This window comes from Flavobacterium hydrocarbonoxydans, from assembly GCF_009789235.1.
GTDB lineage: Bacteria > Bacteroidota > Bacteroidia > Flavobacteriales > Flavobacteriaceae > Flavobacterium > Flavobacterium hydrocarbonoxydans.
This window is the reverse complement of the sequence record NZ_WSTB01000008.1, coordinates 211,554-236,873: the sequence shown is the minus strand read 5'-3', so window position 1 is coordinate 236,873 and position 25,320 is coordinate 211,554. Positions and strand designations below refer to the sequence as shown.

Sequence of the window (25,320 nt, the reverse complement as noted above, 5' to 3'; positions counted from 1 at the left end):
TTGTTTAAAAAAAAGCAATAATTAAAACTAAAAAAGATTATAGTCCTACTGTATTCTCAACAGTAAGGCGCATTTCCTGAGCTGCAGCTACCATTTCTACCAATGCTTTTTTGGTTTCCTCCCAATGACGTGTTTTTAATCCACAATCAGGATTTACCCATAATTGGTCAACCGGAATTACTGCTGAAGCTTTTTCTAATAATTTCACCATTTCGTCGCTTGAAGGAACACGTGGCGAATGTATGTCATAAACTCCAGGGCCAATTTCGTTTGGATAATTAAAATCTGCGAAAGCATCTAACAGTTCCATTTGCGAACGCGAGCATTCAATTGTAATGACATCGGCATCCATATCAGCGATATTCTGAATGATATCATTAAATTCGCTGTAACACATGTGTGTGTGAATTTGCGTATCATCTTTTACACCTGAAGCCGAAATCCTAAAAGCTCGTACAGCCCAATCCAGATAAGCTGCCCATTCTTCTTTTCGCAACGGCAAACCTTCACGGATTGCCGGTTCATCAATCTGAATGATTTTGATTCCTGCTTTTTCCAGATCAACCACTTCGTCACGAATGGCCAATGCAATTTGCGTACAGGTTTCAGATCGGGGCTGATCATTACGCACAAATGACCATTGCAGAATCGTTACTGGACCTGTTAACATTCCTTTTACCCATTTAGAAGTAAGCGATTGAGCATATTTCGACCATTTTACAGTCATCGGAGTTGGTCTGGAAACATCACCGTAAATTACCGGAGGTTTTACACAACGACTGCCGTAGCTTTGTACCCATCCATTTTTGGTAAACGTAAAACCGGCCAGTTGTTCGCCAAAATATTCCACCATATCGTTACGCTCAAATTCGCCGTGAACCAGAACATCAATACCGGTTTCTTCCTGGAAACGAATCGTCGCTTCGGTTTCTTTTTCGATTAAATTATTATATTCTTCTACTGATAATTCTCCTTTTTTGAATTTGGCTCTCCAGCTTCTTACCTCTGCAGTTTGCGGGAAAGAACCAATGGTTGTGGTGGGGAATAAAGGAAGATTCAAAGCTTCAATCTGACTTTTTCTTCGGTTTGCAAAAGCACTTTTTCGTTGGTCATCAGTAGAAGTAATGCCTGAAACACGATTTTTTACATCATTATTATGAATCAGTTTTGATGTTTTACGGTTGTCATTGGCAATCGTATTTTGTTCAAATTCAGCAGCTGTTTTGATGTCAATTTCGCTGGATGCAAATTGTTTCAAAAGAACCACTTCATTTATTTTTTGTTTCGCAAAAGCCAGCCATTGTTTGATTTCCGGCGTCAGTGTTTCATCATTGCTCTCTAAATCCAAATCAACCGGACTGTGAATTAAAGAACAGGAAGGTGCTACTAAAATTCTGTTTTCTCCCAAAGCAGCAGTCGCTTTTTGGATTAGCGCCAATGAATTTCTGAAATCATTTTTCCAGATGTTTCTTCCATCTACAACTCCTAAAGAAAGATTAACAGTAGAGGATAATTGTGCTGATTCTAAAATATCATCCAATTGCGAAGGACAACGCACCAAATCGAGGTGTAAAGTATGAACTGGCAAAGCCAAAGCCGTTTCTAAATTCTCTCCGAAACAATCAAAATAATTGGCAAGAATGATTTTAATTTTTGGAAAACGGATGTTGATTTTGTTGTACACTTCCGTGAAAGTTTTCCTCTCTTTGTCGCTTAGGTTCAAAGCCAAAAACGGCTCGTCTAACTGAATATAGTCAGCGTTTTCGGCTTGTAATTTTTCGAAAATTTCAAAATAAACCGGAAGCAGTTTGTCGATAAGATCAATTCGGTGAAAACCTTCTTCTTTTTCTTTTCCTAAAAGCAAATAGGATATTGGCCCAATCAAAACGGGTTTTGTAGTAATTCCTAAAGTATTAGCTTCTTTAAATTCGGTAATTATTTTTTCTGAAAACAAAGCAAACTTTTGTTCTTTCGTAAACTCAGGAACGATGTAATGATAATTGGTATCAAACCATTTCGTCATTTCCATAGCAACAACATCCTGACCGTTTTTCTGAGCCCCTCTTGCCATTGCAAAATACAAATCTAGAGAAGAATTGGTTTTGGCAAATTCGTTATAACGTTCCGGAATGGCTCCTAAAGTCAAGGTTAAATCAAGAACCTGATCGTAAAAAGAAAAGTCATTAGACGGAATCAAATCTATTCCTGCCTCAGCTTGCAGTTGCCAATTATGACGTCGAATATCTTTTCCTGCCTGAATCAATTCTTCAGCTGAAATTTTCCCAGCCCAATACAATTCAGATGCTTTTTTTAATTCTCTGTTGCTTCCGATTCTTGGAAAGCCTAAGTTGTTTGTTTTCATATTTTATTCAGTATTTTTTACTGAACAAATTTATTTTATTAGATTTTAATACTTAAATTTGAACCATATTTAAGTAATTTAACTTTTAAATTAACCTTTTAAAAGTTTTTTGTACTGACAAAAGCTTTCAAAACGAATTTCAGCAGTAAAAAATACTATGGAAAATTTAGATAAAACCGATTTAGAGATTCTAAAACACCTTCAGGAGAACTCGAATATCAACACAAAAGACCTGGCAAGTAAATTATTTCTGACCGTTACGCCTGTTTATGAGCGCATCAAAAGACTGGAACGGGATGGTTATATTACTAAATATGTAGCGCTTTTAGATAAGAAAAAAATGAATCGCGGTATGACTGTTTTTTGCAATGTCCGACTAAAAGAGCACGCCAAAAATGTGGGAAGTAATTTTGTAAAAGATATTGTTGCCTTACCCGAAATCATAGAATGCTACAATATTGCTGGCGATTATGATTTTATGCTAAAAATTTTGGTTCGGGACATGGATAGTTATCAGGATTTTGTCATGAATAAATTATCCACCATTGAAAACATAGGGAACACGAATAGTATTTTTGTAATGGGCGAAATCAAACACAGCACGGCATTAGAGTTTTAATTAAAATATTTTGCCACAGATTACACAGATTATAATGATTTTTATATGCTCAATGTTTAAATTTTCGCCACGAATTCACGAATTTTTACAATTATTGCATTTAAAATAATTCGTGAATTCGTGGCGAATAAAACTTAAATCAAATTAATCTGTAACATTTTTATCCTAAAATAAAATGTATTTTTGATGCTTCTAAATCAAAAATCTAAATTCAACTCCCGATAGCTATCGGGACTACAATCTAAAATATCAAAATGAACTGGGAACAACTTCTATCACTTAAACGCCAAGGCGACACAAGTAAAAGATTACGTATTGAACAAGATGAAACGAGATTAGGTTTTGAGGTAGATTATGACCGAATTATTTTTTCGGCGGCTTTTAGAAGTTTGCAGGACAAAACACAGGTAATTCCGCTTTCGAAAACCGATTTTGTGCATACGAGATTGACGCACAGTTTAGAAGTTTCGGTAGTGGGACGTTCTCTTGGTCGTTTGGTTGGGAAAAAAATCATCGAAAAATATCCGTATTTAAAAGAAGTTCATGGGTATCACATGAATGATTTTGGTGCGATTGTCGCTGCGGCTTCATTGGCACATGACATCGGGAATCCTCCTTTTGGGCATTCTGGTGAAAAAGCCATTGGAGAATATTTTTCGATAGGAAAAGGACAACAATTCCGAAATCAGCTGACCGATAAGCAATGGCAGGATTTAATAGATTTTGAGGGAAATGCCAATGGATTTTCGGTGTTAACCGCTAGCCGTCCTGGTATCGAAGGCGGGCTTCGAATTTCTTACGCCACTTTGGGGGCTTTCATGAAATATCCTAAAGAAAGTTTGCCTAAAAAACCAACGCAGAATATCGCCGATAAAAAATATGGTTTTTTCCAGACCGATAAATTATTTTTTGAAGAAGTTGCCAAAGATATGGGTATGATTGCCAACAAATCTGGTGATGATATTGGTTTTGAGCGTCATCCGCTAGCCTATTTAGTAGAAGCTGCTGATGATATCTGCTATACGATTATCGATTTTGAAGACGGTATCAATCTGGGTTTAGTTTCTGAAGATTATGCTTTAGAATATTTAATCAAATTGGTTAAAGACAATATTGGTGTTTCGAAATACAAAACTTTAACGACCAAGGAAGACCGAATCAGTTATTTACGTGCTCTGGCCATTGGAACTTTAATCAATGATGCCGTCAGTGTTTTTATCGAAAATGAAGAAGCAATTATGGCCGGAAATTTCCCTTTTGCCTTAACAGACAAAAGCAAGTACAAAGCCCAAATGGACGATATCATCAATCTGAGCGTGAAAAAAATCTACCAAAGCCGAGAAGTGATTGAGAAAGAAATTGTGGGTTATGAAATTATTCAAACCTTATTGGATAAATTTATTACAGCTTTCAACAATAAATATGAAGGAAAAGCGTCTAATTACGACAAATTGATTTTGAAAATGCTGCCGGAAAAACATCATTTAGACAAAACCAATCTATACGAGCGTTTATTGCATATTTGTCATTACGTTTCGCTCTTAACAGACGGAAACGCATTAGAATTGTTCGAAACAATTAACGGTAGAAAAAAGAGTTAATTACTGAAAAGCATATACAACACCAACTCCAAGTACCTGTTTCAGCTGTAGTCTTGGGCCGTCATTAACCTGAGTGGTGGCTCCGGCAGCATCAACGACATCTTTCTTGGTTTTAATATCGTCGTCATAAACAAGATGTACGCCAATATTGGCTTTTACATACGCATTGACCACTAAATCCAGACGGGTGTCATAATCGACATCGACATTGCCAAATTTGTTTAAATAATCGGTATATAAACTCAGACGGTTTTCAAAAAAGATATTTTTAAAAATTTCGCTTTTGCTGTAACCGGTAATTAAAATACCAAACTCTGCTTTTACTTTTTCTCCATCCTCTACTAATATGGTATTGGCAGGATCATTAGGATCTGGTGCATAAACGGCTTTTTTAACACCAAACGCTCCCTGATTGGCTAAAGTCTGATCCAGTACTAAAGTTGTTTTGAGTGTGATAGGAGAGAAGTAAAACGTTCTGTTTTTTTTCTTATTAGAATTTTCAGCTCCTGCTCCCAGAAAGATATAAGCTGGTGCAAAAGGTCTTGATATAGCAATGTCTTTATTAGGATAATTGTATCCGTTCGTAAACTGGGTGTTGAAATTATATTTGGCTGAATAATACCAGTTTGAAGTGGTATCTTTTCTAAAACCATACGTCGAGTTCAGCAATACAGCATCGTCTGTTTTTCTAAGCTCTATACCGTCTTGTTTATTTAAACCGTACTTAACGATAAGCTCGTTGGCCCATTTATGATTTCCTTTTGCGTAAGTTCTGGCAAACTCTCCTTTAAAAAGTCCTGAAATGGAGCTGTTTCCCCCCGCACTCCAATTTAAAAAAGCAATCTCAGAAATATCAAACCCTAATTGATTTTTTTTCGACCAGTTTGAAGGCATCGGTGGCAATTGATTAGGATTTAATGTAGTTTGTATAATTTGGGCAAAATTACTTGTTGTACATAAAAGGAGTAATAATAAAAGGGTAGAGCGCAATAATTTCATTAGTCTGACTTTAATATTTTGGTTTTGCAAAATAAATCTTTTCAGTGGTTTGAAAAAAGATTTACCAAAGATTTAACGTCAATTTTGCACAATTGTTGCAGTTGCGCAACAGTTCCGTGCTCGATAAAAGTGTCGGGAACACCTAGTATGGTCACTTTGTTTGTAAAATTATTAACGGCAGCAAACTCTAAAACAGCGCTTCCAAAACCACCATTTATTACGCCATCTTCAATGGTAATGATGTGTTTGTAATCTGAAAAAATCTCCTTTAAAGTATGGGTGTCCAAAGGTTTTATGAATGGAAAATCATAATGGCCAACAGCATCACGATTTGCCAGTTCTGCAATAGCCTGTGTCACATTTTTTCCTATGGTTCCTGTTGATAAAACAGCAGTCTGGGTTCCTTTTTTCAAACATTTTGACTGGCCAATTTTAACAGTTTCATAATTTCCGAAATGCTCTGCCAGCCAGTTAGGTAAAACACCACGGCCACGCGGATATCGAATGGCAATTGGGTGATCAAGGCCTAATTGAGCCGTATATAAAATGTTTTGCAGTGCAATTTCGTTGAGGGGCGCATAGATAATCATATTCGGGATAGCACGTAAATAGGCAATATCAAAAACACCGTGATGAGTAGCGCCGTCTTCCCCGACTAAACCTGCACGATCCAGACAAAAAATAACCGGTAAGTTTTGCAAAGCCACATCATGAACCACCTGATCGTAAGCACGCTGCAAAAATGTCGAATAAATATTGCAATATACCAGCATTCCCTGAGTTGCCATTCCGGCAGCAAGCGTTACGGCGTGCTGTTCTGCAATTCCCACATCAAAAGCACGTTCCGGAATTTCGTCCATCATAAATTTTAAGGAACTTCCTGATGGCATTGCCGGTGTGATTCCGATGATTTTTTCGTTCTTTTTGGCTAAATCCAAAATAGTTAAACCAAATACATCCTGGTATTTTGGCGGTAAATTTTCATCCGATTTCAAATGAATTTCACCTGTCGAAGCGTCGAATTTTCCGGGAGCATGATACACTACCTGATTTTCTTCAGCTTGTTGTAGACCTTTTCCTTTAGTGGTTACAATGTGAAGGAATTTAGGGCCTTTTATCTTTTTTAAGCGATTTAATTCTTTGATTAATGTTGGAATATCATGCCCGTCAATCGGTCCCGAATAATCAAAATTCAATGATTTGATGATATTATTCTGCTTCGGGTTTTTTCCGTTTTTTACTGCTGTTAAATATTTTTTCAAAGCACCAACACTCGGGTCAATACCAATGGCGTTGTCGTTTAGAATTACCAAAATATTAGCATCCGTTACACCGGCGTGGTTCAGACCTTCAAAAGCCATTCCCGATGCAATTGAGGCATCGCCAATAACTGCTATATGTTGTTTACTGGTTTCGCCTTTTAGTTTAGATGCAATCGCCATCCCGAGTGCGGCCGAAATTGAAGTAGAAGAATGTCCTACACCAAAAGTATCATAAATACTTTCGCTTCTTTTTGGAAATCCGGAAATCCCTCCAATTTGTCTGTTGGTATGAAAATTTTCTCTTCTTTCGGTCAGGATTTTATGTCCGTAAGCCTGATGACCCACATCCCAAACCAATAAATCTTCGGGAGTATTAAAAACATAATGCAGAGCAATGGTAAGTTCTATAACTCCCAGACTAGCACCCAAATGCCCTTCTTTTACCGAAACAATATCAATAATAAACTGTCGCAGTTCCTGAGCAACCTGAGGGAGTTGCGCTTCATTGAGTTCGCGTAAATCTGCTGGATTGAATATATTTGAGAGTAAATTGCTTTTCATTGTAGAGTAAAAAGCAAATTTACGGTTTTAAATTTATTACCGAGATCTTATTCTAATGTAATTGGCATAGAATATTGCATTTTGATTTTTTTGCCATTCGATTCTCCAGGCTGCCATTTAGGCGATAATTTTAAAACTCTAATAATTTCTGTTTCTAATGTTTGGTCAATAGGTGTAATAGAGTTAATATAACTCAAAGAACCATCCCTTTCTACTGCAAAAGTGATTTTAATTTTGAGATTAGTTGTATTACTGTTTTCAGGTTTTTTAAATTCGTTAGCAAAAAAAGTATAGAATTGTTCGATGCCTCCCGGGAAAACTGGTGCTGCTTCAATTGAGGTATAGCCGTTGTAGATTTCATCTTCAACAAGTTTTTTTTCTTTGGATTCTTCGCATTTTACCACTGTCTCCGAATAAGAAGCTTTTTTTGTGTTGATTTTTTCTTTTGGCTTTATAAATTTAATAGCATCAACTTTTGGAGGAGGAGGAGGTGGAATGTGATCTGAACCCTTTAATGTTTTACCTACAACAATTTCTTGTTGCGGCTCATTCACAACTTCAACTTTATCTATCTTTTGTTTGTTTCCGTTTTGGTCCTGACAACTGAACAGAGTGGTTCCCATAGCAATAAAAAGGGCTAACAAAAACATTCTATTATAATGCGTTTGCGTATATAAAATGCGGCTCGGAATCTGAATGGTTATCGTTTCTAATTGAGAATTTTTGAATCTCCCGCAGATTTTGGTGTTTTGATTCTGAACAAAAAAATGCTTTACTTCATCGGGTAACATCTCTGTGAAGTCAATAACGGTTTTGGCACAACTCATACAAAAACGCCCGCTTTCGTTGGGCGTCATTTTGTCCCAGTTTTCAGTACAGGGTTCGGGGATTGTTATTTTGTAGTTTCTTTTCATTGTTGAAATTTCAGTTTTAAATGTAATAAAATCTTCTCATTAAAATTTAATTCTTTGATACAATCATAAATAAAGAACCTGAACGCCAAGTTTCACGTCTTTGATGTGAAATTTCACATCAATGACGTAAAGTTTCACGTCGCTGACGTGAAATTTCACGTTCTGGACGTGAACGTTTAGGTCCCGGACGTAAAATTTCACATCGCTGATGTAAAGTTTCACGTCGCCGACGTGAAATTTCACGTTCCGGACGTGAACGTTTAGGTCCCGGACGTAAAATTTCACATCGCTGATGTAAAGTTTCACGTCGCCGACGTGAAATTTCACGTTCCGGATGTGAAATTTTACGTTTTTGTTAAAGATGAGGAGTAGTCATTAGTTTGTGTAAACTCAAAAAGAAGGATATTCTACACATCGTCTATTCGATCATTAATCAGGTTTAATTGGATTAAAATTATAAATGGAAAAGGGCTATTTTGAATCCGGTATGGCTTTTTCTATATTTTTCTTTCTATTCGTTTTTGTATATTGTAATCGTTATATATTTTTACTTAAATTGATTTATATGTTTTTAACTGGTTTTGAATTGTTTTGGATATTGTAGTAGATATTTAGTAAAAATTATTTTTTAATACAACTGTTGATTTAGTATTTATATGGCCGAAAACACTAAGAATTTATCTATTTGGGAAAATGATTTATTCATTGAATTATCGCATCTCATTGAAGAAAGTAAAAAACAAGTAGTACTTCAAGCTAATAGTGCGCTTACTATTTTATTCTGGCAAGTTGGTAATCGTATTAATCAGGATGTATTACAGAACAAACGTGCTGAATATTCAAAACAAATTGTGTTGACACTATCGACACAATTGGAAAACAAGTATGGGAGAAACTTTGAAGAAAAAAACCTTCGGAGAATGATGCAATTTGCTGATCAGTTTTCAGATAAAGAAATTGTCGTTACACTGTCACGACAATTGAGCTGGTCTCATTTTTTAACGATATTGCCAATCAAGAATCCAGAGGCAAAGTTATTCTATGCACACCAAGTAAGTAGTCATTTAATGAGTGTTAGAGATTTAAGAAAACAAATTGCAACCAAAACTTTTGAACGTACAGCCATAGCAAACACCCAAACAGTTCAAATAGAAAACAGCTTACCAAACACTTTCAAGGATCCTTATTTATTAGATTTTCTTAATTTAGGAAATGCTTATTTAGAAAAGGATTTAGAACAAGCAATTTTATACGAATTAGAAAAATTTATTCTCGAACTAGGCAAAGGATTTACCTTTGTAGAGCGCCAGAAACGAATGATTATTGATGAAGAAGATTTTAATTTAGATTTACTTTTCTACCATCGAAAACTAAAAAGGTTAGTAGCCATTGAGTTAAAGTTAGGTAAATTCCAGGCCAAGTACAAAGGACAAATGGAGTTGTATCTCAAATGGCTGGATAAATATGAAAAACAAGAGGGAGAAAATCCACCAATAGGGTTGATACTTTGTGCTGAAAGTAGCCGCGAACAAATAGAACTTCTTGAAATGCACAAAGACGGAATAATGGTTGCCGAATATTGGACTGATTTGCCTCCTAAAAAGCAGTTTGAAGAAAAAATACATTTATTGGTGGCAGAAGCAAAAGAAAGAATAGAAAGAAAAAAACTGTTGTAAAATTGAAAAATAATATTTGGTTCCAAAAACTACAACTTATCGTATTTATTAGGAATACGAATAACAAGAGATAATTAAAAATAGCATTAGATACAATTGGGAAAGAAAAAATCCTTAATGATAGTAATAGTTCATTTTTAATTCAGTAAAAATTATTTCAAAAATGTATTTTTGCAGTTATGATAAATCCTTTCACCGACGAATACTTCATGAAAAAAGCTTTGCAGGAAGCTGAAATGGCTTTTGATAAAGGCGAAATTCCTGTAGGAGCCGTTATTGTCGTGGCCGATAAAGTGATTGCCAGAAGCCATAATCTTACCGAATTGCTCAATGATGTTACGGCACATGCCGAAATGCAGGCGATAACCGCAGCAGCAAATTTCCTGGGCGGGAAATACCTGAAAGATTGTACCTTATATGTCACTCTGGAACCTTGCCAGATGTGTGCGGGTGCTTTATACTGGAGTCAGATTTCGAAAATTGTTTTTGGTGCCCGCGATGAACAGCGTGGCTTTATGGCGATGGGAACCAAACTGCATCCTAAAACAACGGTTGTTTCCGGAATTATGGCTAACGAAGCTGCCGAATTGATGAAGCGTTTTTTTGTTGAGAGAAGAAAATAGTTTTCTAACAATAAAAAGTGTAATTTTAAGTCTCAGAATAATACTAGGTAGCTTAATCAAATTGCATTTATGGATAAAATTAAATCTTCAATAATAATTGGTGTTGCCATTATTATCACCGCTTGGATTTTGGGAAAATCATTCCAGAACAGAAACTCAAATCTCGATTCTATTTCGGTAATTGGTTTAGGTACAAAAGATTTTGTTTCGGATGAAATTCTTTGGTCTGGGAGTTTTACAACTAATAGTACAGATATAAAAGCGGCGTATAATAAGATTGTTTCGGATCAGAAAATTGTTAGAGATTTTTTTATTGCGAAAGGCTTTAAGGCGAATGAGTTTACTTTTGGAGCTGTAAATTTTCAGAAAAAGTTTAGAGAAATACGAAGCGAAAGTACCGAAAACAGTTTTCAAACTAAATATGAGCAAGTTTTTGATGGTTATCAGGCTACACAAACCATTTCGTTTTCGGCAAAAAAGAACCCAAATTTAATGAAACGTATTGAGGAAGTTTCTAGCAAAACTTCGGAACTTGTTAATTCAGGAATTGAATTAGCTTCAAATTCTATTCAATATACATACTCAAATTTACCGAGTTTAAAGCAAAGTTTGATTGAAAACGCAACTAAAGATGCTAACGAAAGAGCTTCTAAAATTGTAAAAACTGCCGATGGAAGTTTAGGAAAATTGAAAAATGCAAGTATGGGTGTTTTTCAAATAACGGGTCAGGGTTCTACGGAAGAGGATAGTTATGGCGGAATAAATGATACTTACAGTAAAAATAAAACGGCTAGAATCACGGTTCGTCTGGAATATGAATTGGATTAATTGTTTGAAAAGCTTCTTGTGAAAATGACTGCCCTAGCCCAGATAGTAGTGGAAATCCTTTTGTTTTTTTCTTTAAAAAACAAAAGATTGAAACGGATAGCTGGAAATTGCTCCTGAAAAATTTTCCGCCACGAATTCACGAATTTAAATTTATAATAATTCGTGAATTGCTTCGCCAGTTCGCTATCGCTCGTGTCATGGCGAAAAAAAACGCATAAAAAAACCGCCAATCTCCCGATAGTTATCGGGACGAGAGGCGGTTTTTGTTTTATTCTGAAATAACATTTCCTTTTTTATCATAGAAATGGTATTCTAAGTACGTGTAAGCGTCACGAGGTATGATTTTCACCCATTTCTTATGTTCAAAAAACCATTTTGAACGTAATGATGGAAAACCTTTACTGAGGTATGCAGCCACAAACGGATGTACATTAAGTACTACTTTCTTGTGGGTTTTTAGAATTCTGTCAAGATCAGATGCGATTTTATCAATGATTAAAATTGGCGCTTCAATTTCGCCATGTTCATTGTTTGGATCTTCTTCTCTTGTTTTGATATTAACTTCTGGTCTTACGCGTTGTCTGGTAATTTGAACCAGGCCAAATTTACTAGGTGGTAAGATTTTATGCTTTGCTTTATCGTCGCTCATTTCTTCTCGCAAGAAGTCGAACAAAACCTTCCTGTTTTCAGGATTAGACATATCGATAAAATCTACTACGATTATCCCGCCCATATCACGCAAACGTAGTTGTCTGGCAATTTCAGCAGCGGCAATCATATTTACTTCCATGGCGGTGTCTTCCTGATTAGTCGCCTTATTCGAACGATTTCCGCTGTTTACGTCTATAACGTGAAGAGCTTCAGTATGTTCGATAATAAGATAAGCGCCTTTGCTCATCGAAACCGTTCTTCCGAAAGAAGTTTTGATTTGTCTCTCTATATTGTATTTCTCAAAAATTGGAGTGTCGTTTGATTGATAAAACTTCACAATTGATTGTTTTGAAGGTGCAATTTCCTGCAGATATTCCTTCGTTTGATGGTACAACTCTTCGTCATCTATCTGGATACCGCTAAAGGTATCGTTGAATACGTCTCTTAATATCGAAGAAGCTCTGTTGAGTTCTCCTAATACTTTGGACGGATGCTGAGCAGTTGGTAATTTTTTACACATTGCAGTCCATCTGCCAAGCAGGTTCTGCAAATCTTTTTCTAATTCGGCTGTATTTTTGCCTTCGGCTACTGTGCGAACAATAACACCAAATCCTTTTGGTTTGATAGATAATACAAGTTTTTTTAGACGGTCCTTTTCTTTTTTGTCTTCTATTTTTTGAGAAGTAGAAACACGGTCAGAAAACGGAACGAGAACAATAAATCTTCCGGCCAATGAAAGCTCAGCGCTTATTCTTGGACCTTTGGTCGATATAGGTTCTTTTACAACTTGTACTAAAACAGATTGATTGGCACTTAAAATATCAGTAATGATGCCATCTTTGTCAATCTCTTTTTCAAACTGAAAGGTTTTTAGGGAGAAATCTTTTAATTTACCTGCGCTTACAAGTTTTATGAATTTCAGCTGAGAAGCTAAGTTAGGTCCTAAATCGTGATAATGTAAAAAAGCATCTTTTTCGAAGCCTACATTTACAAAAGCAGCATTAAGTCCAGCAACGGGTTTCCTGATTTTGGCAATAAAAATATCACCAACCTGAAAGTTGCTTTTCTCTTCTTCTTTGTGTAATTCAATTAGTTTTCCATCTTTTAATAAGGCAAAATCTACGGCTTCAGAACTAGATCTAATGATTAATTCTTTATTCACACTGTAAATTTTTATCTGTTTTTTCAGAAAATAGAATATAGAGAAAAGAATATAGACTTAAAAAAATCTACAATCTAAAATCTAAGATCTAAAATCTTATCTACAGATGGATTAAACAATATTTTTTAACAGGTATTGAACCCGGGAGGGAAAAGTTAAATCTCAATTTTTAAATTCCAAATTCCAATTTAAACCAATATTGATTTTTTATTTTTTGGATTTCGGCTTTTATTTTTTGGAATTTTTGAAATTTCCCAAATTTCAATGAACGTTTAAAAAGAAAAAAGTAGTTTAAAACTACTTTTTCTTCTTGTGACGGTTAGCTCTCGCTCTTTTTTTTCTTTTGTGAGTAGCTACCTTATGTCTCTTTCTTTTTTTACCACTTGGCATATCGTGTCGATTTTATGATTAATTAATAGTATTATTTTGCTTCGTTATTCGTTTTTACTCCTTCTACAAAAACTTTTGCAGGTTTAAACGCAGGAATGTTGTGTGCAGGAATTTTAATAGTTGTGTTTTTTGAAATGTTTCTTCCTGTTTTTTCAGCTCTTGTCTTTACGATGAAACTACCAAAACCTCTTAGGTAAACATTGTCTCCAGTTTCTAATGAAGTTTTAACTTCTTCCATAAAAGTTTCTACTGTTGCTTGAACATCTCCTTTTTCAAGACCTAGTTTCTCTGAAATTTTCGCTACGATATCTGCTTTCGTCATTTTCTTTCCTATTTTATTTTATAAATGGTGTACTATTTTTTTGAGTTTGCAAATATAGGAATTAAAAAAATAATTAATCAAGCTAAATCGTTAAATTTTAATTACATAAACATTTACTTTTGTATTCTAAGTATTTTGCAATGAATTTTCATAACCTACTGATAAATTGGTATTTACAAAACAAACGTGATTTGCCGTGGCGAAATACGACCAATTCTTACCATATTTGGCTCTCAGAAATTATGTTGCAACAGACTCGGGTTGCTCAGGGAATGCCTTATTTTTTCGCTTTTACAAAGGAATTTCCTACTGTCTTTGATTTGGCAAACGCTGATGAAGAGCAAGTTTTGAAACTTTGGCAGGGATTAGGATATTATTCTCGTGCCCGAAATTTGCATAAAACGGCTCAATTCGTCGCCAATGAGCTTAATGGAGTCTTTCCTCTTAGTTATAAGGAGTTATTAAAATTAAAAGGAGTTGGCGAATATACCGCTGCTGCAATCGCTTCTTTCTCCTATAATGAAGCTGTTCCGGTTGTGGATGGAAATGTATTTAGAGTGCTTTCGCGTTATTTTGATATCGAATCGGATATTGCTTTGCCGGCAACTAAAAAAGAATTTACGGCTTTAGCAAATGAATTAATGCCAAAAGACAATCCTGCCATCTTTAATCAGGCTATAATGGAGTTTGGTGCGCTGCAATGTGTGCCTAAAAATCCGGATTGTGCTGTTTGTGTTTTTAATAGTAGTTGTGCGGCATTGCAGAAAAAGAAAGTCAATCTTTTGCCTTTTAAATCCAAAAAACTAAAAGTTACGAATCGGTTTTTTAATTACTTAATAATAGAAGACGTTTTTGGGGATACTTTAATTCAGAAAAGAACGGCAAAAGGAATCTGGCATAATTTATACGAATTTCCACTTTTGGAAACCGCAGAAATTGCTGGTTTTGATTTTGTGTCTAATGCTGTTCAAAAAGATATTTTATCGCTTTATACTATTATAAGTATGGAAGATTGTAGGGAGTCCACAATTGTTCATAAGCTTTCACATCAGCATTTACACATTCAGTTTTGGAAAATAAAAATTAAAGAAAAATTGCAGAACGGAGTCAATCTTACTGATTTAAAGGTTTTTCCGTTTCCGATTGTGTTGTATAATTTTATAGAAAAGGAAGAAATTAATTCCCAAAAAAATGTATCTTTGAGATAAATACCACAGTTAATATGAACGGAACATTAAACAAAGTGATGCTAATTGGGCATTTAGGCGATGACGTAAAAATGCACTATTTTGAAGGAGGAAACTGTATTGGTCGTTTTCAATTGGCTACAAACGAAATCTACATTAATAAAACGACCAACGAAAAAATAAGCTCTACAGAATGGCATAATCTTGTTGTGCGTAATAAAGCAGCTGAAATTTGCGAAAAATATTTATCTAAAGGAGATAAAATATATGTAGAAGGGCGTATAAAATCACGTCAATGGCAGGCAGAAGACGGAACTACTAAATATACGACCGAAATTCAGGTGACAGAGTTTACTTTTTTGACAACCAAAAAAGAAACGGAACACCACAAGCAAAATCATACTCCTGAATCGCCAAAAAACGTTAACTTTGATGCAGCTAATGAAGGCTTGCCTATCAATGATTTGCCTTTTTGATTGTTTAACTAATCTTTTTTAATTTGGACCCAGAGCCCAGTTTACTTTTTACAACTTTAGACACCAATTTGATAATTGGCTTTGTCGGAATATTTATTTTATTGTTCTTGTCAGCAATTGTATCAGGAGCAGAAGTAGCTCTTTTCTCTTTATCGCAAAAAGACATTGAGGATACATTGCAGGAAAATAATTCAAAAGGAAAAATTATTTCCAGGTTACTGGAAAAACCTAAAAAACTACTGGCAACACTTCTGGTTGCTAATAATTTCACTAATATTGGCGTTGTAATTTTGTTCTCTTTTATAGGGAATGATCTTTTTATAAAAATTGATTCACCAGTTTTAAAGTTTATTCTCGAAGTAATTTTGGTTACGTTCTTGATTTTGTTATTTGGAGAAATTTTGCCTAAAGTGTATGCTAGCCGAAACAATAAGAAATTTGCCAAAAGAGTCATATATCCAATTGCTTTTTTAGATAAATTATTATCTCCTGTGAGTCTGCCTATGCGTTCGTTTACTATTTATCTTCAAAAAAAATTAGGCCGCCAAAAAAACAGTTTTTCAATTGATCAGCTGTCTCAGGCTCTTGAACTTACGGATTCGGAAGGAACATCATCCGAAGAGCAAAAAATATTAGAAGGGATTGTTTCTTTTGGAAATACCGATACCAAGCAGGTTATGAGTCCTAGAATTGATATTTTTGCACTTGAAATTACAGAAACATTTGCTGAAATTTACCCTAAAATCATAGAAAAAGGATTTTCAAGGATACCGGTTTATCGGGATAATATCGATCAGATTGAAGGTGTTTTATTCGTAAAAGATTTGTTGCCTCATATTGATAAAGAAGAATTTGACTGGACAACACTCATTAGAGAAGCATTTTTTGTACCCGAGAATAAAAAATTAGATAACTTACTGAAGGATTTCCAGGGGCTTAAAAGCCATTTGGCGATTGTGGTAGATGAATACGGAGGAACATCGGGTTTGGTTTCTCTTGAAGATGTTATCGAAGAAATAGTAGGGGATATTAGTGATGAATTTGATGATGAAAATTTGAATTATTCGCAGATTGACGACAAGAATTTTCTTTTTGAAGGAAAAATAAACATGAAAGATTTTTACAGAATCGTTGATGTTAAAGAAGATATTTTTGAATCTCATAAAGGAGAAGCCGAAACATTAGCGGGATTTATCCTTGAAATTCTGGGTAATTTCCCTAAAAAAGATCAAAAAATAGCTTTCGAAAATTGTGTTTTCACCATAGAAACAGTCGATAAAAAGCGTGTGAAACAAATAAAAGTAACGATAGAATAAACCTTTTCTGAAAAGTAGAGGAATTAATTAAATTAAGAATGTTAAATAAAATATTTTCGATCGCAGCTGTCTTGCTGGTTTTAACAGTTGTTAGCTGTAAAGATGAAGTGTTGCCTAAGCCTTCGGGTTTTTTGCGTTTGGATTATCCAGAGGCAAAATATGTCAATTTTGAGAACAATTGTCCTTTTGCTTTTCAGATAAATGAAGCTGCTGTTATAAAAGGAGAAAAAGATTGTGGTTTTGCGATTACATATCCAAAAATGAAAGCGACTATTTATCTGACTTACAAACCGGTAAATAATAATATAGAAAATTTGCTGAGAGATGCTCAAAAACTAACCTACGAGCATGTAATAAAAGCGGATGATATCTTAGAACAACCGTATTTAAACCCTCAAAAAAAGGTTTACGGAATGTTTTATCAGGTAAACGGAAATGCTGCTACCAATTCGCAGTTTTATGTGACTGATAGTACAAGACACTTCATAACGGGTTCGGTTTATTTTTATGCAAAACCAAATTTTGATTCGGTTATGCCGGCTGCAAGTTATATCAAAAACGATATGCAGCGACTCATGGAAACCCTGAAATGGAAATAATATGAAGCAAAAAAAGCGGATAATCAACTGATTATCCGCTTTTTTTGTAAACTAAACTATTCGATTACGATTTCATATCCGAAACTTTGTAAGTTTTTCCGTCCCCAGTTTCCTGAACTACTTTGGTCAAACTTTCCGGATTTTGAACCGTTTTGTCAAAAGTAACCGTTGCTGTTTTTTTCTCAAAATCAACTGCTGCTTTCTCTACACCATTCAAATTAGATAATTCTTGTTCGATAGTTTTGGCACATCCTTCAGGACAAGTCATTCCGTCGATGGTGAAGCTTGCCGTTTGAACATTTTCGGCAGCAATAGCTTTCTTTTCTTTTGGTATGCTTGTTTCAGTGGTAGCTTCTGTTAGTGTTTCAGTAGTGTTTTTTTTGCAACTTGCGAACACTAAGGCTGCAATGGCTAATGAAGCAATGATTTTTGTAAATTTCATTATATGTAAATTTTTAAGGGTTATTGTTGTTGATTACAAAATTAATAAAAAACAGGAGGTCAGTTCATAAATTTATTACAAATTTGCATCAAAATAGTATTTATGGATGCAAAACAATTAAAGTGGGTTTACCTTTTGGTACTTTCGCTTATCTGGGGAAGTTCTTTTATTTTGATCAAAAGAGGTTTGGTGGGGTTGTCTGCGGTTCAGGTAGGTTCGTTCCGAATCATTTTTGCGGCTATTTTTCTTTTAATTATTGGTTTTAATAGTTTAAAAAAGATTCCGCTTCATAAATGGAAGTTTATTGCTTTGACATCGCTGTTTGGAACGTTTATTCCGGCCTATTTTTTTGCCATTGCAGAAACCGAAGTAGATAGTTCGATTGTGGCTATTTTAAATGCACTTACACCATTAAATACTTTAATTTTGGGTGCTTTATTTTTCGGAATTCAATCGCAGAAACGCCAGTTTTTAGGCGTTACTATTGGGTTAATTGGTTGTTTACTATTGGTTTTTAATGGCGCAGTCAATCATCCGAATCAAAATTATTACTTTACAATTTTGGTGGTAATTGCGACGATTTGCTATGCGGTTAATGTAAATTTAATCAAAAGATATTTATCCGATTTAAGTTCGTTGAGTATTACTACGGGAAACTTTGCTGTTTTGCTTTTGCCGGCTTTAATCATTTTAAGTACGACCGATTTTCCTCAAAGAATTCATCTGGAAACCGCTCAGCATTCTATTTTGTTTGTAATGATTTTAGGGGTTTTAGGAACTGGAATTGCAAATGTTTTGTTTTTTAAACTGATCCAGATGTCGTCGCCTGTTTTTGCAACTTCAGTTACCTATTTAATTCCGATAGTTGCTTTTTTCTGGGGATTATTAGACAATGAAATGTTGACTCAGATACAATTTTTAGGAGCTTTGATAGTTCTGGTTGGGGTGTATTTATCGGCTAGGAAATAAAATTATTTTGAATTGAAATTAATTCTTCTAAAAACAAAAAGCACCCCAATTGGAGTGCTTTTCTGAAATTGAAACAATATTCCGGATTAGAAATTTTTTGAAATTCCTACAGAGAATGCCTGTCCAAAAGATAGGTCAAATGATTTTACATCACCTCCGCCATTATTATAACTTAAAGTGTTGTAGCCTAAACCACCAATGTTAAAGTTTAAACCAAAACCTTTATTAACATTGATATAAATAGCTGGAGTTACACCTACGTAAATTCCGTCAGCTTTTTCTCTTCCAACCATATTATTATTGTTGTAAGCAGTCCTTTTTAGATTTTGAAATCCTAAACCTAAATCAGTATAAAACGAAAAGGTTTGATTTAAAGGTTGTGTATAACGCACGAAACCTCCGAATGAAGAAGTATTTGTTTTTTGTTCGTCAAAATCAAAGTTTTCTTGTTTAATGGTACCAACAGAAGCTTCGATACCAGCAGTCCAGTTTTGGTGAAATTGATATCCTACTTTTGGAGAAAAAGTAAAAACATTTTGTTCAGAGTCACCACCAGCAAAAGAATAGGTTTGTGAACTGTAATTAATACTTCCCATAACTAAGACTGAACCTTTTTGTGCATTTGCAAAGCTAACCATAGCCAATGCAAGAATAACTAACATTTTTTTCATTTGTAATATTTTAAATTTAATACTCCTTTAACAACAACGATGCCGTAATTCTTACTTATTTGAGTTTTTAAATAGATTCTTTAAGAGGTAAAATTTAGCAATCAAAACTATTTCTGTTTACTTTTGCATCAAATAAAAAGTTATGTCGATAGAAGTAAACAGCATATCAAAAAGTTACGGAAACCAAAAAGCATTAGACGCCGTTTCTTTTTCAATTGAGAAAGGTGAAATTGTAGGTTTTCTAGGTCCAAACGGTGCTGGAAAATCGACTTTGATGAAAATTTTAACCACTTATTTGTTGTCAGATAGTGGTACTGCATTTGTCAGCGGTCACGATGTCATGACGGATAGTAAGGCAGTTCAGCTGTCGATTGGTTATTTGCCGGAGCATAATCCGTTGTATCTGGATTTGTATGTGCGTGAGTATTTGGCTTTTAATGCCGATGTTTATAAGGTGGCTAAATCAAGAATTGAAGAAGTCATACAACTGACAGGGCTGTCATCAGAAAGTCATAAAAAAATAGGGCAATTGTCTAAAGGATATCGTCAGCGTGTTGGCTTAGCCAATGCCTTATTGCACAATCCTGATGTTTTGATACTTGATGAGCCAACTACAGGATTAGATCCGAATCAGTTACTGGAAATTCGTAATGTGATTAAAAATGTGGGTAAAGATAAAACGGTTTTTCTGTCAACTCACATTATGCAGGAAGTAGAAGCAATTTGTGATCGTGTTATTATTATTGATAAAGGAAAAATTGTAGCCGATAAAAAATTAGAAAAATTAATATCAGAAGGAGCAGAGCAGGTTATCGAAGTAGAGTTTGATTATCAGGTTGAAGAGCAGTTAATCGCAAAATTAGAAAACCTTACTGCGTATAAAAATATCCATGATATGACCTGGGAACTTACTTTTGTCGCGGATAAAGATATGCGACCATCTATTTTTGATTTCGCCAATGCAAATGGTTTAAAAACATTACAATTAAATCAAAAGAATAAAGATTTAGAAGCTGTTTTCAGGGAAATTACAAAATAAGAGGTTTTCTTTTAGGAATAAAAAAGGCCGTTAGTTTTTTACACTAACGGCCTTCTTTATATATAATAAATCGATTATGCCAGCATAGTAACCGGGCTTTCGATAAATTGTTTTAAAGTCTGTAAAAACTGAGCTCCAGTTGCTCCGTCAATTGTTCTGTGGTCACACGCCAATGATAATACCATTGTGTTTCCTACTACAATCTGACCGTTTTTAACTACTGGTTTCTCGATAATAGCACCTACAGAAAGGATAGCTGAGTTAGGTTGGTTGATAATTGAATTGAAAGATTCAATACCAAACATTCCAAGGTTAGAAACTGTAAAAGTGCTTCCTTCCATTTCTTGTGGTCCTAATTTTTTGTTTTTAGCTCTTCCAGCCAAATCTCTAACTGCAGATCCAATTTGAGATAAACTCATAGCGTCTGTAAATTTCAATACAGGAACTACTAATCCGTCTTCAACAGCTACAGCAACACCAATATTTACGTGGTGGTTGATTGTGATAGCATCATCTTTCCACTGAGAGTTGATTTTTGGATGTTTTTTCAATGCTAAAGCACAAGCTTTAATTACCATATCGTTAAAAGATACTTTTGTATCCGGTACCGTATTGATAGTTGCTCTTGATTTCATAGCTTCATCCATAGAAACTTCTATAGTTAAGTTATAATGAGGAGCTGTAAACAATGATTCGGCCAAACGTTTTGCGATAATTTTACGCATTTGAGAGTTTTTAATCTCTTCTGTGAAAACTTCTCCGGCTGGAACAAATACTTTTGGTGCAGCAGCTGCAGTTTCCTGTGGTTTTGCATCAGATGATGCTGTGGCAGCAGGTTTTGCAGATGGAGTAAAGTTTTCGATATCGCTTTTTACGATACGTCCGTTTTCTCCTGAACCTTTAACTTGTGTTAATTGGATTCCTTTATCAGAAGCAATTTTCTTTGCTAGCGGCGAAGCTAAAATTCTTCCTCCGTTACTAGAAACTTCAGCGGTTGCTTCAGTTGCTTGTGCTGCAGGAGCGGCTTTCGTTTCTTCTTTTGCAGGAGTGCTTGCAGGTGCAGCACCTCCGGCAGTATAATTTTCGGCAATTCCGGAAATATCAGTTCCAGCTGGCCCGATGATAGCTAATAAGCTGTCAACAGGAGCAGTATTTCCTTCCTGAATACCGATGTGTAATAATGTTCCGGCATTGAAAGACTCAAACTCCATAGTGGCTTTGTCTGTTTCAATTTCAGCAAGGATGTCTCCTTCGGCAACAGTGTCCCCCACTTTTTTCAGCCATGAAGCTACAGTTCCTTCTGTCATGGTATCACTCAAACGTGGCATTGTAACAACAATAACACCTTTAGGTAATTCAGTTGCAGCTTTTGCAGGAGCAGCAGTTTCAGTTTTTGTTTCTGCAGCAGGAGCGGCATCTGCTTTTGGAGCTTCTGCAGCAGGGGCAGCACCACCAGCTAAAAGAGCAGAAATATCTTCTCCTTCGTTTCCGATGATCGCTAATAATGAATCTACTGGAGCAGTTTCTCCGGCAGGTATTCCGATATGTAAAAGAGTTCCTTCGTTGAAAGACTCAAATTCCATTGTTGCTTTATCTGTTTCAATTTCAGCTAAGATATCTCCTTCGCTAATTTTGTCGCCAACTTTTTTAAGCCAAGACGCTACCGTTCCTTCCGTCATTGTATCGCTCAAACGAGGCATTGTAATAATTGTTGCCATTGATTTATAGTTTATGAGGTGTAAATGGATAGTCTTCTTGTGCGTACACTACGTCGTATAATTGTTGTAAGTCTGGGTACGGAGATTCTTCAGCGAATTTCACACACTCTTCAACCAGGTCTTTTACTCTTTGGTCAATTACTTCAATTTCTTCTTCAGTAGCATATTTTTGATCCATAATTACATCTAAAACTTGTGTAATAGGGTCAATTTTTTTGTACTCTTCAACCTCTTCTTTAGAACGGTATAATTGTGCATCAGACATAGAGTGTCCTCTGTAACGGTACGTTTTCATTTCTAGGAAAGTTGGCCCATCGCCACGACGTGCTCTTTCGATAGCTTCGTGCATAGCTTCGGCAACTTTTACAGGATTCATTCCGTCAACTGGTCCGCAAGGCATTTCATATCCTAAACCAAGTTTCCAGATATCCGTGTGGTTTGCAGTTCTTTCTACAGAAGTTCCCATTGCATAACCGTTATTTTCAACGATAAATACTACTGGAAGTTTCCATAACATCGCCATATTAAAAGCTTCGTGTAAAGAACCTTGTCTGGCAGCTCCATCACCAAAATAGGTCATCGTAACACCACCAGTTTCAAAATATTTATCTGCAAAAGCCAATCCGGCTCCTACAGGGATTTGTCCTCCTACGATTCCGTGACCTCCGTAAAAACGGTGTTCTTTTGAGAAAATGTGCATAGAACCACCCATACCTTTAGAGGTTCCTGTTGCTTTTCCTAAAAGTTCAGCCATTACATTGCGAGGATCTACGCCCATACCAATTGGCTGAACGTGGTTTCTGTAGGCAGTAATCATTTTGTCTTTTGTCAGATCCATAGCGTGCAAAGCACCTGCTAATACAGCTTCCTGACCATTGTATAAGTGTAGAAAACCTCTAACTTTTTGTTGAATGTATAGTGCTGCAAGTTTGTCTTCAAACTTTCTCCAAAGTAGCATGTCTTCGTACCACTTTAAATATACTTCTTTTGTAACTTCTTTCATCTGAATTCTTTCTTTTGCTAAAGTTGTTTGTGTTATCAATTGTTGCCTATAACGCAAAATAGTTTCCTCCCACAAATTTGCGCCCGAAAGGTCGGGATGCAAAAATAAGACATTCCGTTTAAGAACTAAAATTTAAAAGGTACTTTTTGGCTTTTTTTACAAGAACTTTTTATCAAACATAAAAGGAAGTAGATTTTTTAGGGATGCTGACTGATAAATTGCGCCAATTTCTCCCATAAAATAAATTTCTATAGGGGTGTCCTGTCTGATTTCATATTCTGCAATTGATTGTCTGCAGGAACCGCATGGTGGAATAGGAGCAGTGGTTTGGTTGGTGTCTGAAGCTGCGGTGATTGCCATTTTCAAAATTTTGGCTTCCGGATAAACGGCACCGGCGTGAAAAATAGCTACTCGTTCTGCACACAATCCTGAAGGATAAGCTGCATTTTCCTGATTAGAACCCAACATTATTTTTCCGTTATCCAAAAGTAATGCAGCTCCAACTCTAAATTGGGAGTAAGGTGCGTATGCTTTTTTGCGGATTTCAACCGCTTGATTCATTAATTCCTGAACGTCTGTTGGTAATTCTTCAAAAGTATCGAAAACCAAAAATGACGATGTTACGCTAATCTCTTTCATTTGTTTGTATTGGAAAAAAAATCCAAATTTCATTTTCTTAAGATGAAATTTGGATTGCTATATTTTTATTTTTAATTGAATTAATATTCCTCGTATTTCTCACCAAAATTAAAGGTAAGAGAAAAACGAAGGGTATTTTCTAATGGATTGTTGACTTTTGATGTTGAGAATAAATACGAAACATCTACCTTAATAACATTGTATTTGAATCCTGCTCCTAAAGAGAAAAATCGAACTGCTCCTTTATCAGGACTTTGATGGTAATATCCTGCTCGCATCGAGAAAGAATCCTGATAGGTATATTCTCCCGCCAGACTATAAGTGATTTCTTTTAATTCCTCACTAAAGCCATCTGGAGCATCCCCAAACGATTGGAATATTCCCGGAACCCAGCCGATAGAATTATATTCGTTGTTGGCTTCCTGAACGCCATCGCTTGTTTCTCCAGGGTCGGTTGTGTCGCCATCGCCATTTATATCAGTGGCGGTAGGAACTGGAATTTGCGGAGTAGGAACTAATAATTTTGTGATTTCGGCACTCACCGCTACCTTATTATAATCATCTAATATAAAATCGAAACCTGCACCCAGTCTTAAATTGGCTGGAAGAAAATTTGATCCAGATCCATCGTCGATACCGCTTAAGTCGTAATTTATTTTTGGTCCCATATTCTGGAAGTTAAAACCCGCTCTCCATCTTCCGTTGAAATCCTGATAAGCAATTTCTTCAGATTGGTAAAAACCGGCAACATCAAAAGCAAAAGATTTTGCAGCTTCTAAACTTTGTCCTTCAGTAGTGATAGCTAAATTAGAGCTAATAAAACGGGCGCCAACTGCCATAGAGAAAACCGGGCTTAATTGTAGAGAATACGAACCATCAATAGCAAATTCAGATGGTTTTACAACGTTTGGCTGGCTATCTAAATCGGTTCTCAGTTCAATATCACCAATACTAAAATAACGAATACTTCCTGCAAAGGCACTACGTTCGTCTATTTTATTGTAATAGGTTAATTGGCTTAATGAGATATCATTTACTAAAGAGGTAAGATACGGAGTGTAACTTACAGACAGGCCTTGCTGGTCGATAGAAAAGGCATATTTTGCGGGATTCCATTGTTGCGAAAAAACATCTGCTGATGTTGCAACACCCTGGTCGGCTAAACCTGCTGCTCTGGCATCAGCAGCTACTAGTAAAAAAGGAACTCCTGTTGTTATTACCCTATCTTGTGCCTTAACAAGAGAAATGGTAAACAGGAAAATGAATAAGAGTGATATTTTTTTCATTTATA

Annotated in this window: 23 protein-coding genes; 11 read left to right on the top strand and 12 right to left on the bottom strand. The window is 35.5% G+C overall.

Annotation, left to right across the window (positions count from 1 at the left end):
• Nucleotides 1-37 precede the first annotated feature (37 nt).
• Complete coding sequence (metE, locus tag GON26_RS15285; protein WP_160375645.1) at nucleotides 38-2,362, bottom strand: 5-methyltetrahydropteroyltriglutamate--homocysteine S-methyltransferase; 2,325 nt, start codon at nucleotides 2,360-2,362, stop codon at nucleotides 38-40.
• A 157-nt stretch (nucleotides 2,363-2,519) separates the two neighbouring features.
• Here metE and GON26_RS15280 point away from each other — a divergent pair, with 157 nt between their 5' ends.
• Nucleotides 2,520-2,981: an Lrp/AsnC family transcriptional regulator gene (locus GON26_RS15280; RefSeq protein ID WP_160375644.1), complete on the top strand. Its 462-nt coding sequence runs from the start codon at nucleotides 2,520-2,522 to the stop codon at nucleotides 2,979-2,981.
• Nucleotides 2,982-3,235: 254 nt separating this feature from the next.
• On the top strand, nucleotides 3,236-4,582 hold the full coding sequence (locus GON26_RS15275; RefSeq protein WP_160375643.1) for a deoxyguanosinetriphosphate triphosphohydrolase: 1,347 nt from the start codon (nucleotides 3,236-3,238) through the stop codon (nucleotides 4,580-4,582).
• Here GON26_RS15275 and GON26_RS15270 read toward each other — a convergent pair whose 3' ends face one another.
• The 3 genes from GON26_RS15270 to GON26_RS15260 are packed head-to-tail and all read right to left on the bottom strand — an operon-like array spanning nucleotide 4,583 to nucleotide 8,318.
• Nucleotides 4,583-5,581, bottom strand: a complete 999-nt coding sequence (locus GON26_RS15270) for a DUF3078 domain-containing protein (protein ID WP_160375642.1) — start codon at nucleotides 5,579-5,581, stop codon at nucleotides 4,583-4,585.
• A gap of 41 nt (nucleotides 5,582-5,622) precedes the next feature.
• Nucleotides 5,623-7,404 (bottom strand): 1-deoxy-D-xylulose-5-phosphate synthase, encoded by a 1,782-nt coding sequence (locus GON26_RS15265; protein WP_160375641.1) that lies wholly within the window; start codon nucleotides 7,402-7,404, stop codon nucleotides 5,623-5,625.
• Nucleotides 7,405-7,451: 47 nt separating this feature from the next.
• Entirely contained in the window at nucleotides 7,452-8,318 is an 867-nt protein-coding gene (locus GON26_RS15260; RefSeq protein WP_160375640.1) for a hypothetical protein, read from the bottom strand.
• Nucleotides 8,319-8,974: 656 nt separating this feature from the next.
• On the opposite strand from GON26_RS15260, the gene GON26_RS15255 reads away from it, so the two are divergent.
• The 3 genes from GON26_RS15255 (at nucleotide 8,975) to GON26_RS15245 (ending at nucleotide 11,445) form a co-directional block, all read left to right on the top strand.
• On the top strand, nucleotides 8,975-9,994 hold the full coding sequence (locus GON26_RS15255; protein WP_160375639.1) for a PDDEXK nuclease domain-containing protein: 1,020 nt from the start codon (nucleotides 8,975-8,977) through the stop codon (nucleotides 9,992-9,994).
• Nucleotides 9,995-10,173: 179 nt separating this feature from the next.
• Nucleotides 10,174-10,617: a nucleoside deaminase gene (locus GON26_RS15250; RefSeq protein WP_160375638.1), complete on the top strand. Its 444-nt coding sequence runs from the start codon at nucleotides 10,174-10,176 to the stop codon at nucleotides 10,615-10,617.
• A gap of 69 nt (nucleotides 10,618-10,686) precedes the next feature.
• Nucleotides 10,687-11,445: an SIMPL domain-containing protein gene (locus GON26_RS15245; protein ID WP_160375637.1), complete on the top strand. Its 759-nt coding sequence runs from the start codon at nucleotides 10,687-10,689 to the stop codon at nucleotides 11,443-11,445.
• Nucleotides 11,446-11,713: 268 nt separating this feature from the next.
• On the opposite strand, the gene GON26_RS15240 is transcribed toward GON26_RS15245, so the two are convergent.
• Nucleotides 11,714-13,258: an Rne/Rng family ribonuclease gene (locus GON26_RS15240; protein ID WP_160375636.1), complete on the bottom strand. Its 1,545-nt coding sequence runs from the start codon at nucleotides 13,256-13,258 to the stop codon at nucleotides 11,714-11,716.
• A gap of 421 nt (nucleotides 13,259-13,679) precedes the next feature.
• Nucleotides 13,680-13,970, bottom strand: a complete 291-nt coding sequence (locus GON26_RS15235) for an HU family DNA-binding protein (RefSeq protein WP_007805026.1) — start codon at nucleotides 13,968-13,970, stop codon at nucleotides 13,680-13,682.
• 140 nt (nucleotides 13,971-14,110) lie between these two features.
• Between GON26_RS15235 and mutY the strand changes: the two genes are divergently transcribed.
• From mutY to gldD, 4 genes are read left to right on the top strand one after another with little or no spacing between them, the layout of a single operon-like run.
• Entirely contained in the window at nucleotides 14,111-15,178 is a 1,068-nt protein-coding gene (mutY, locus tag GON26_RS15230; RefSeq protein ID WP_160375635.1) for an A/G-specific adenine glycosylase, read from the top strand.
• 14 nt (nucleotides 15,179-15,192) lie between these two features.
• Complete coding sequence (locus GON26_RS15225) at nucleotides 15,193-15,633, top strand: single-stranded DNA-binding protein (RefSeq protein ID WP_160375634.1); 441 nt, start codon at nucleotides 15,193-15,195, stop codon at nucleotides 15,631-15,633.
• Between the two features lie 23 nt (nucleotides 15,634-15,656).
• A complete protein-coding gene (locus GON26_RS15220) occupies nucleotides 15,657-16,949 on the top strand; it encodes a gliding motility-associated protein GldE (protein WP_160375633.1) in 1,293 nt (430 codons plus the stop codon).
• Nucleotides 16,950-16,987: 38 nt separating this feature from the next.
• Nucleotides 16,988-17,548 carry a gliding motility lipoprotein GldD gene (gene gldD, locus GON26_RS15215; protein WP_160375632.1) on the top strand — a complete coding sequence of 187 codons (561 nt, stop codon included), beginning with the start codon at nucleotides 16,988-16,990 and terminating at the stop codon, nucleotides 17,546-17,548.
• A 64-nt stretch (nucleotides 17,549-17,612) separates the two neighbouring features.
• On the opposite strand, the gene GON26_RS15210 is transcribed toward gldD, so the two are convergent.
• Nucleotides 17,613-17,990: a heavy-metal-associated domain-containing protein gene (locus GON26_RS15210; protein WP_160375631.1), complete on the bottom strand. Its 378-nt coding sequence runs from the start codon at nucleotides 17,988-17,990 to the stop codon at nucleotides 17,613-17,615.
• A gap of 102 nt (nucleotides 17,991-18,092) precedes the next feature.
• On the opposite strand from GON26_RS15210, the gene GON26_RS15205 reads away from it, so the two are divergent.
• Nucleotides 18,093-18,959, top strand: coding sequence for a DMT family transporter (locus GON26_RS15205; protein ID WP_160375630.1), 867 nt, complete (start codon nucleotides 18,093-18,095; stop codon nucleotides 18,957-18,959).
• Between the two features lie 86 nt (nucleotides 18,960-19,045).
• Here the strand turns inward: GON26_RS15205 and GON26_RS15200 are convergent, their stop codons facing one another.
• Nucleotides 19,046-19,630 (bottom strand): outer membrane beta-barrel protein, encoded by a 585-nt coding sequence (locus GON26_RS15200; RefSeq protein ID WP_202110883.1) that lies wholly within the window; start codon nucleotides 19,628-19,630, stop codon nucleotides 19,046-19,048.
• Nucleotides 19,631-19,772: 142 nt separating this feature from the next.
• Between GON26_RS15200 and gldA the strand changes: the two genes are divergently transcribed.
• Nucleotides 19,773-20,669, top strand: coding sequence for a gliding motility-associated ABC transporter ATP-binding subunit GldA (gene gldA / locus GON26_RS15195; protein ID WP_160375629.1), 897 nt, complete (start codon nucleotides 19,773-19,775; stop codon nucleotides 20,667-20,669).
• Between the two features lie 74 nt (nucleotides 20,670-20,743).
• Here the strand turns inward: gldA and GON26_RS15190 are convergent, their stop codons facing one another.
• From GON26_RS15190 to porV, 4 genes are all read right to left on the bottom strand, one after another.
• A complete protein-coding gene (locus tag GON26_RS15190) occupies nucleotides 20,744-22,387 on the bottom strand; it encodes a pyruvate dehydrogenase complex dihydrolipoamide acetyltransferase (RefSeq protein WP_160375628.1) in 1,644 nt (547 codons plus the stop codon).
• A 4-nt stretch (nucleotides 22,388-22,391) separates the two neighbouring features.
• Nucleotides 22,392-23,390, bottom strand: coding sequence for a pyruvate dehydrogenase (acetyl-transferring) E1 component subunit alpha (gene pdhA / locus GON26_RS15185; RefSeq protein WP_160375655.1), 999 nt, complete (start codon nucleotides 23,388-23,390; stop codon nucleotides 22,392-22,394).
• A gap of 156 nt (nucleotides 23,391-23,546) precedes the next feature.
• Nucleotides 23,547-24,029, bottom strand: coding sequence for a cytidine deaminase (cdd, locus tag GON26_RS15180; RefSeq protein WP_160375627.1), 483 nt, complete (start codon nucleotides 24,027-24,029; stop codon nucleotides 23,547-23,549).
• Between the two features lie 80 nt (nucleotides 24,030-24,109).
• Nucleotides 24,110-25,315 carry a type IX secretion system outer membrane channel protein PorV gene (gene porV / locus GON26_RS15175; RefSeq protein ID WP_160375626.1) on the bottom strand — a complete coding sequence of 402 codons (1,206 nt, stop codon included), beginning with the start codon at nucleotides 25,313-25,315 and terminating at the stop codon, nucleotides 24,110-24,112.
• Nucleotides 25,316-25,320: the final 5 nt, after the last annotated feature.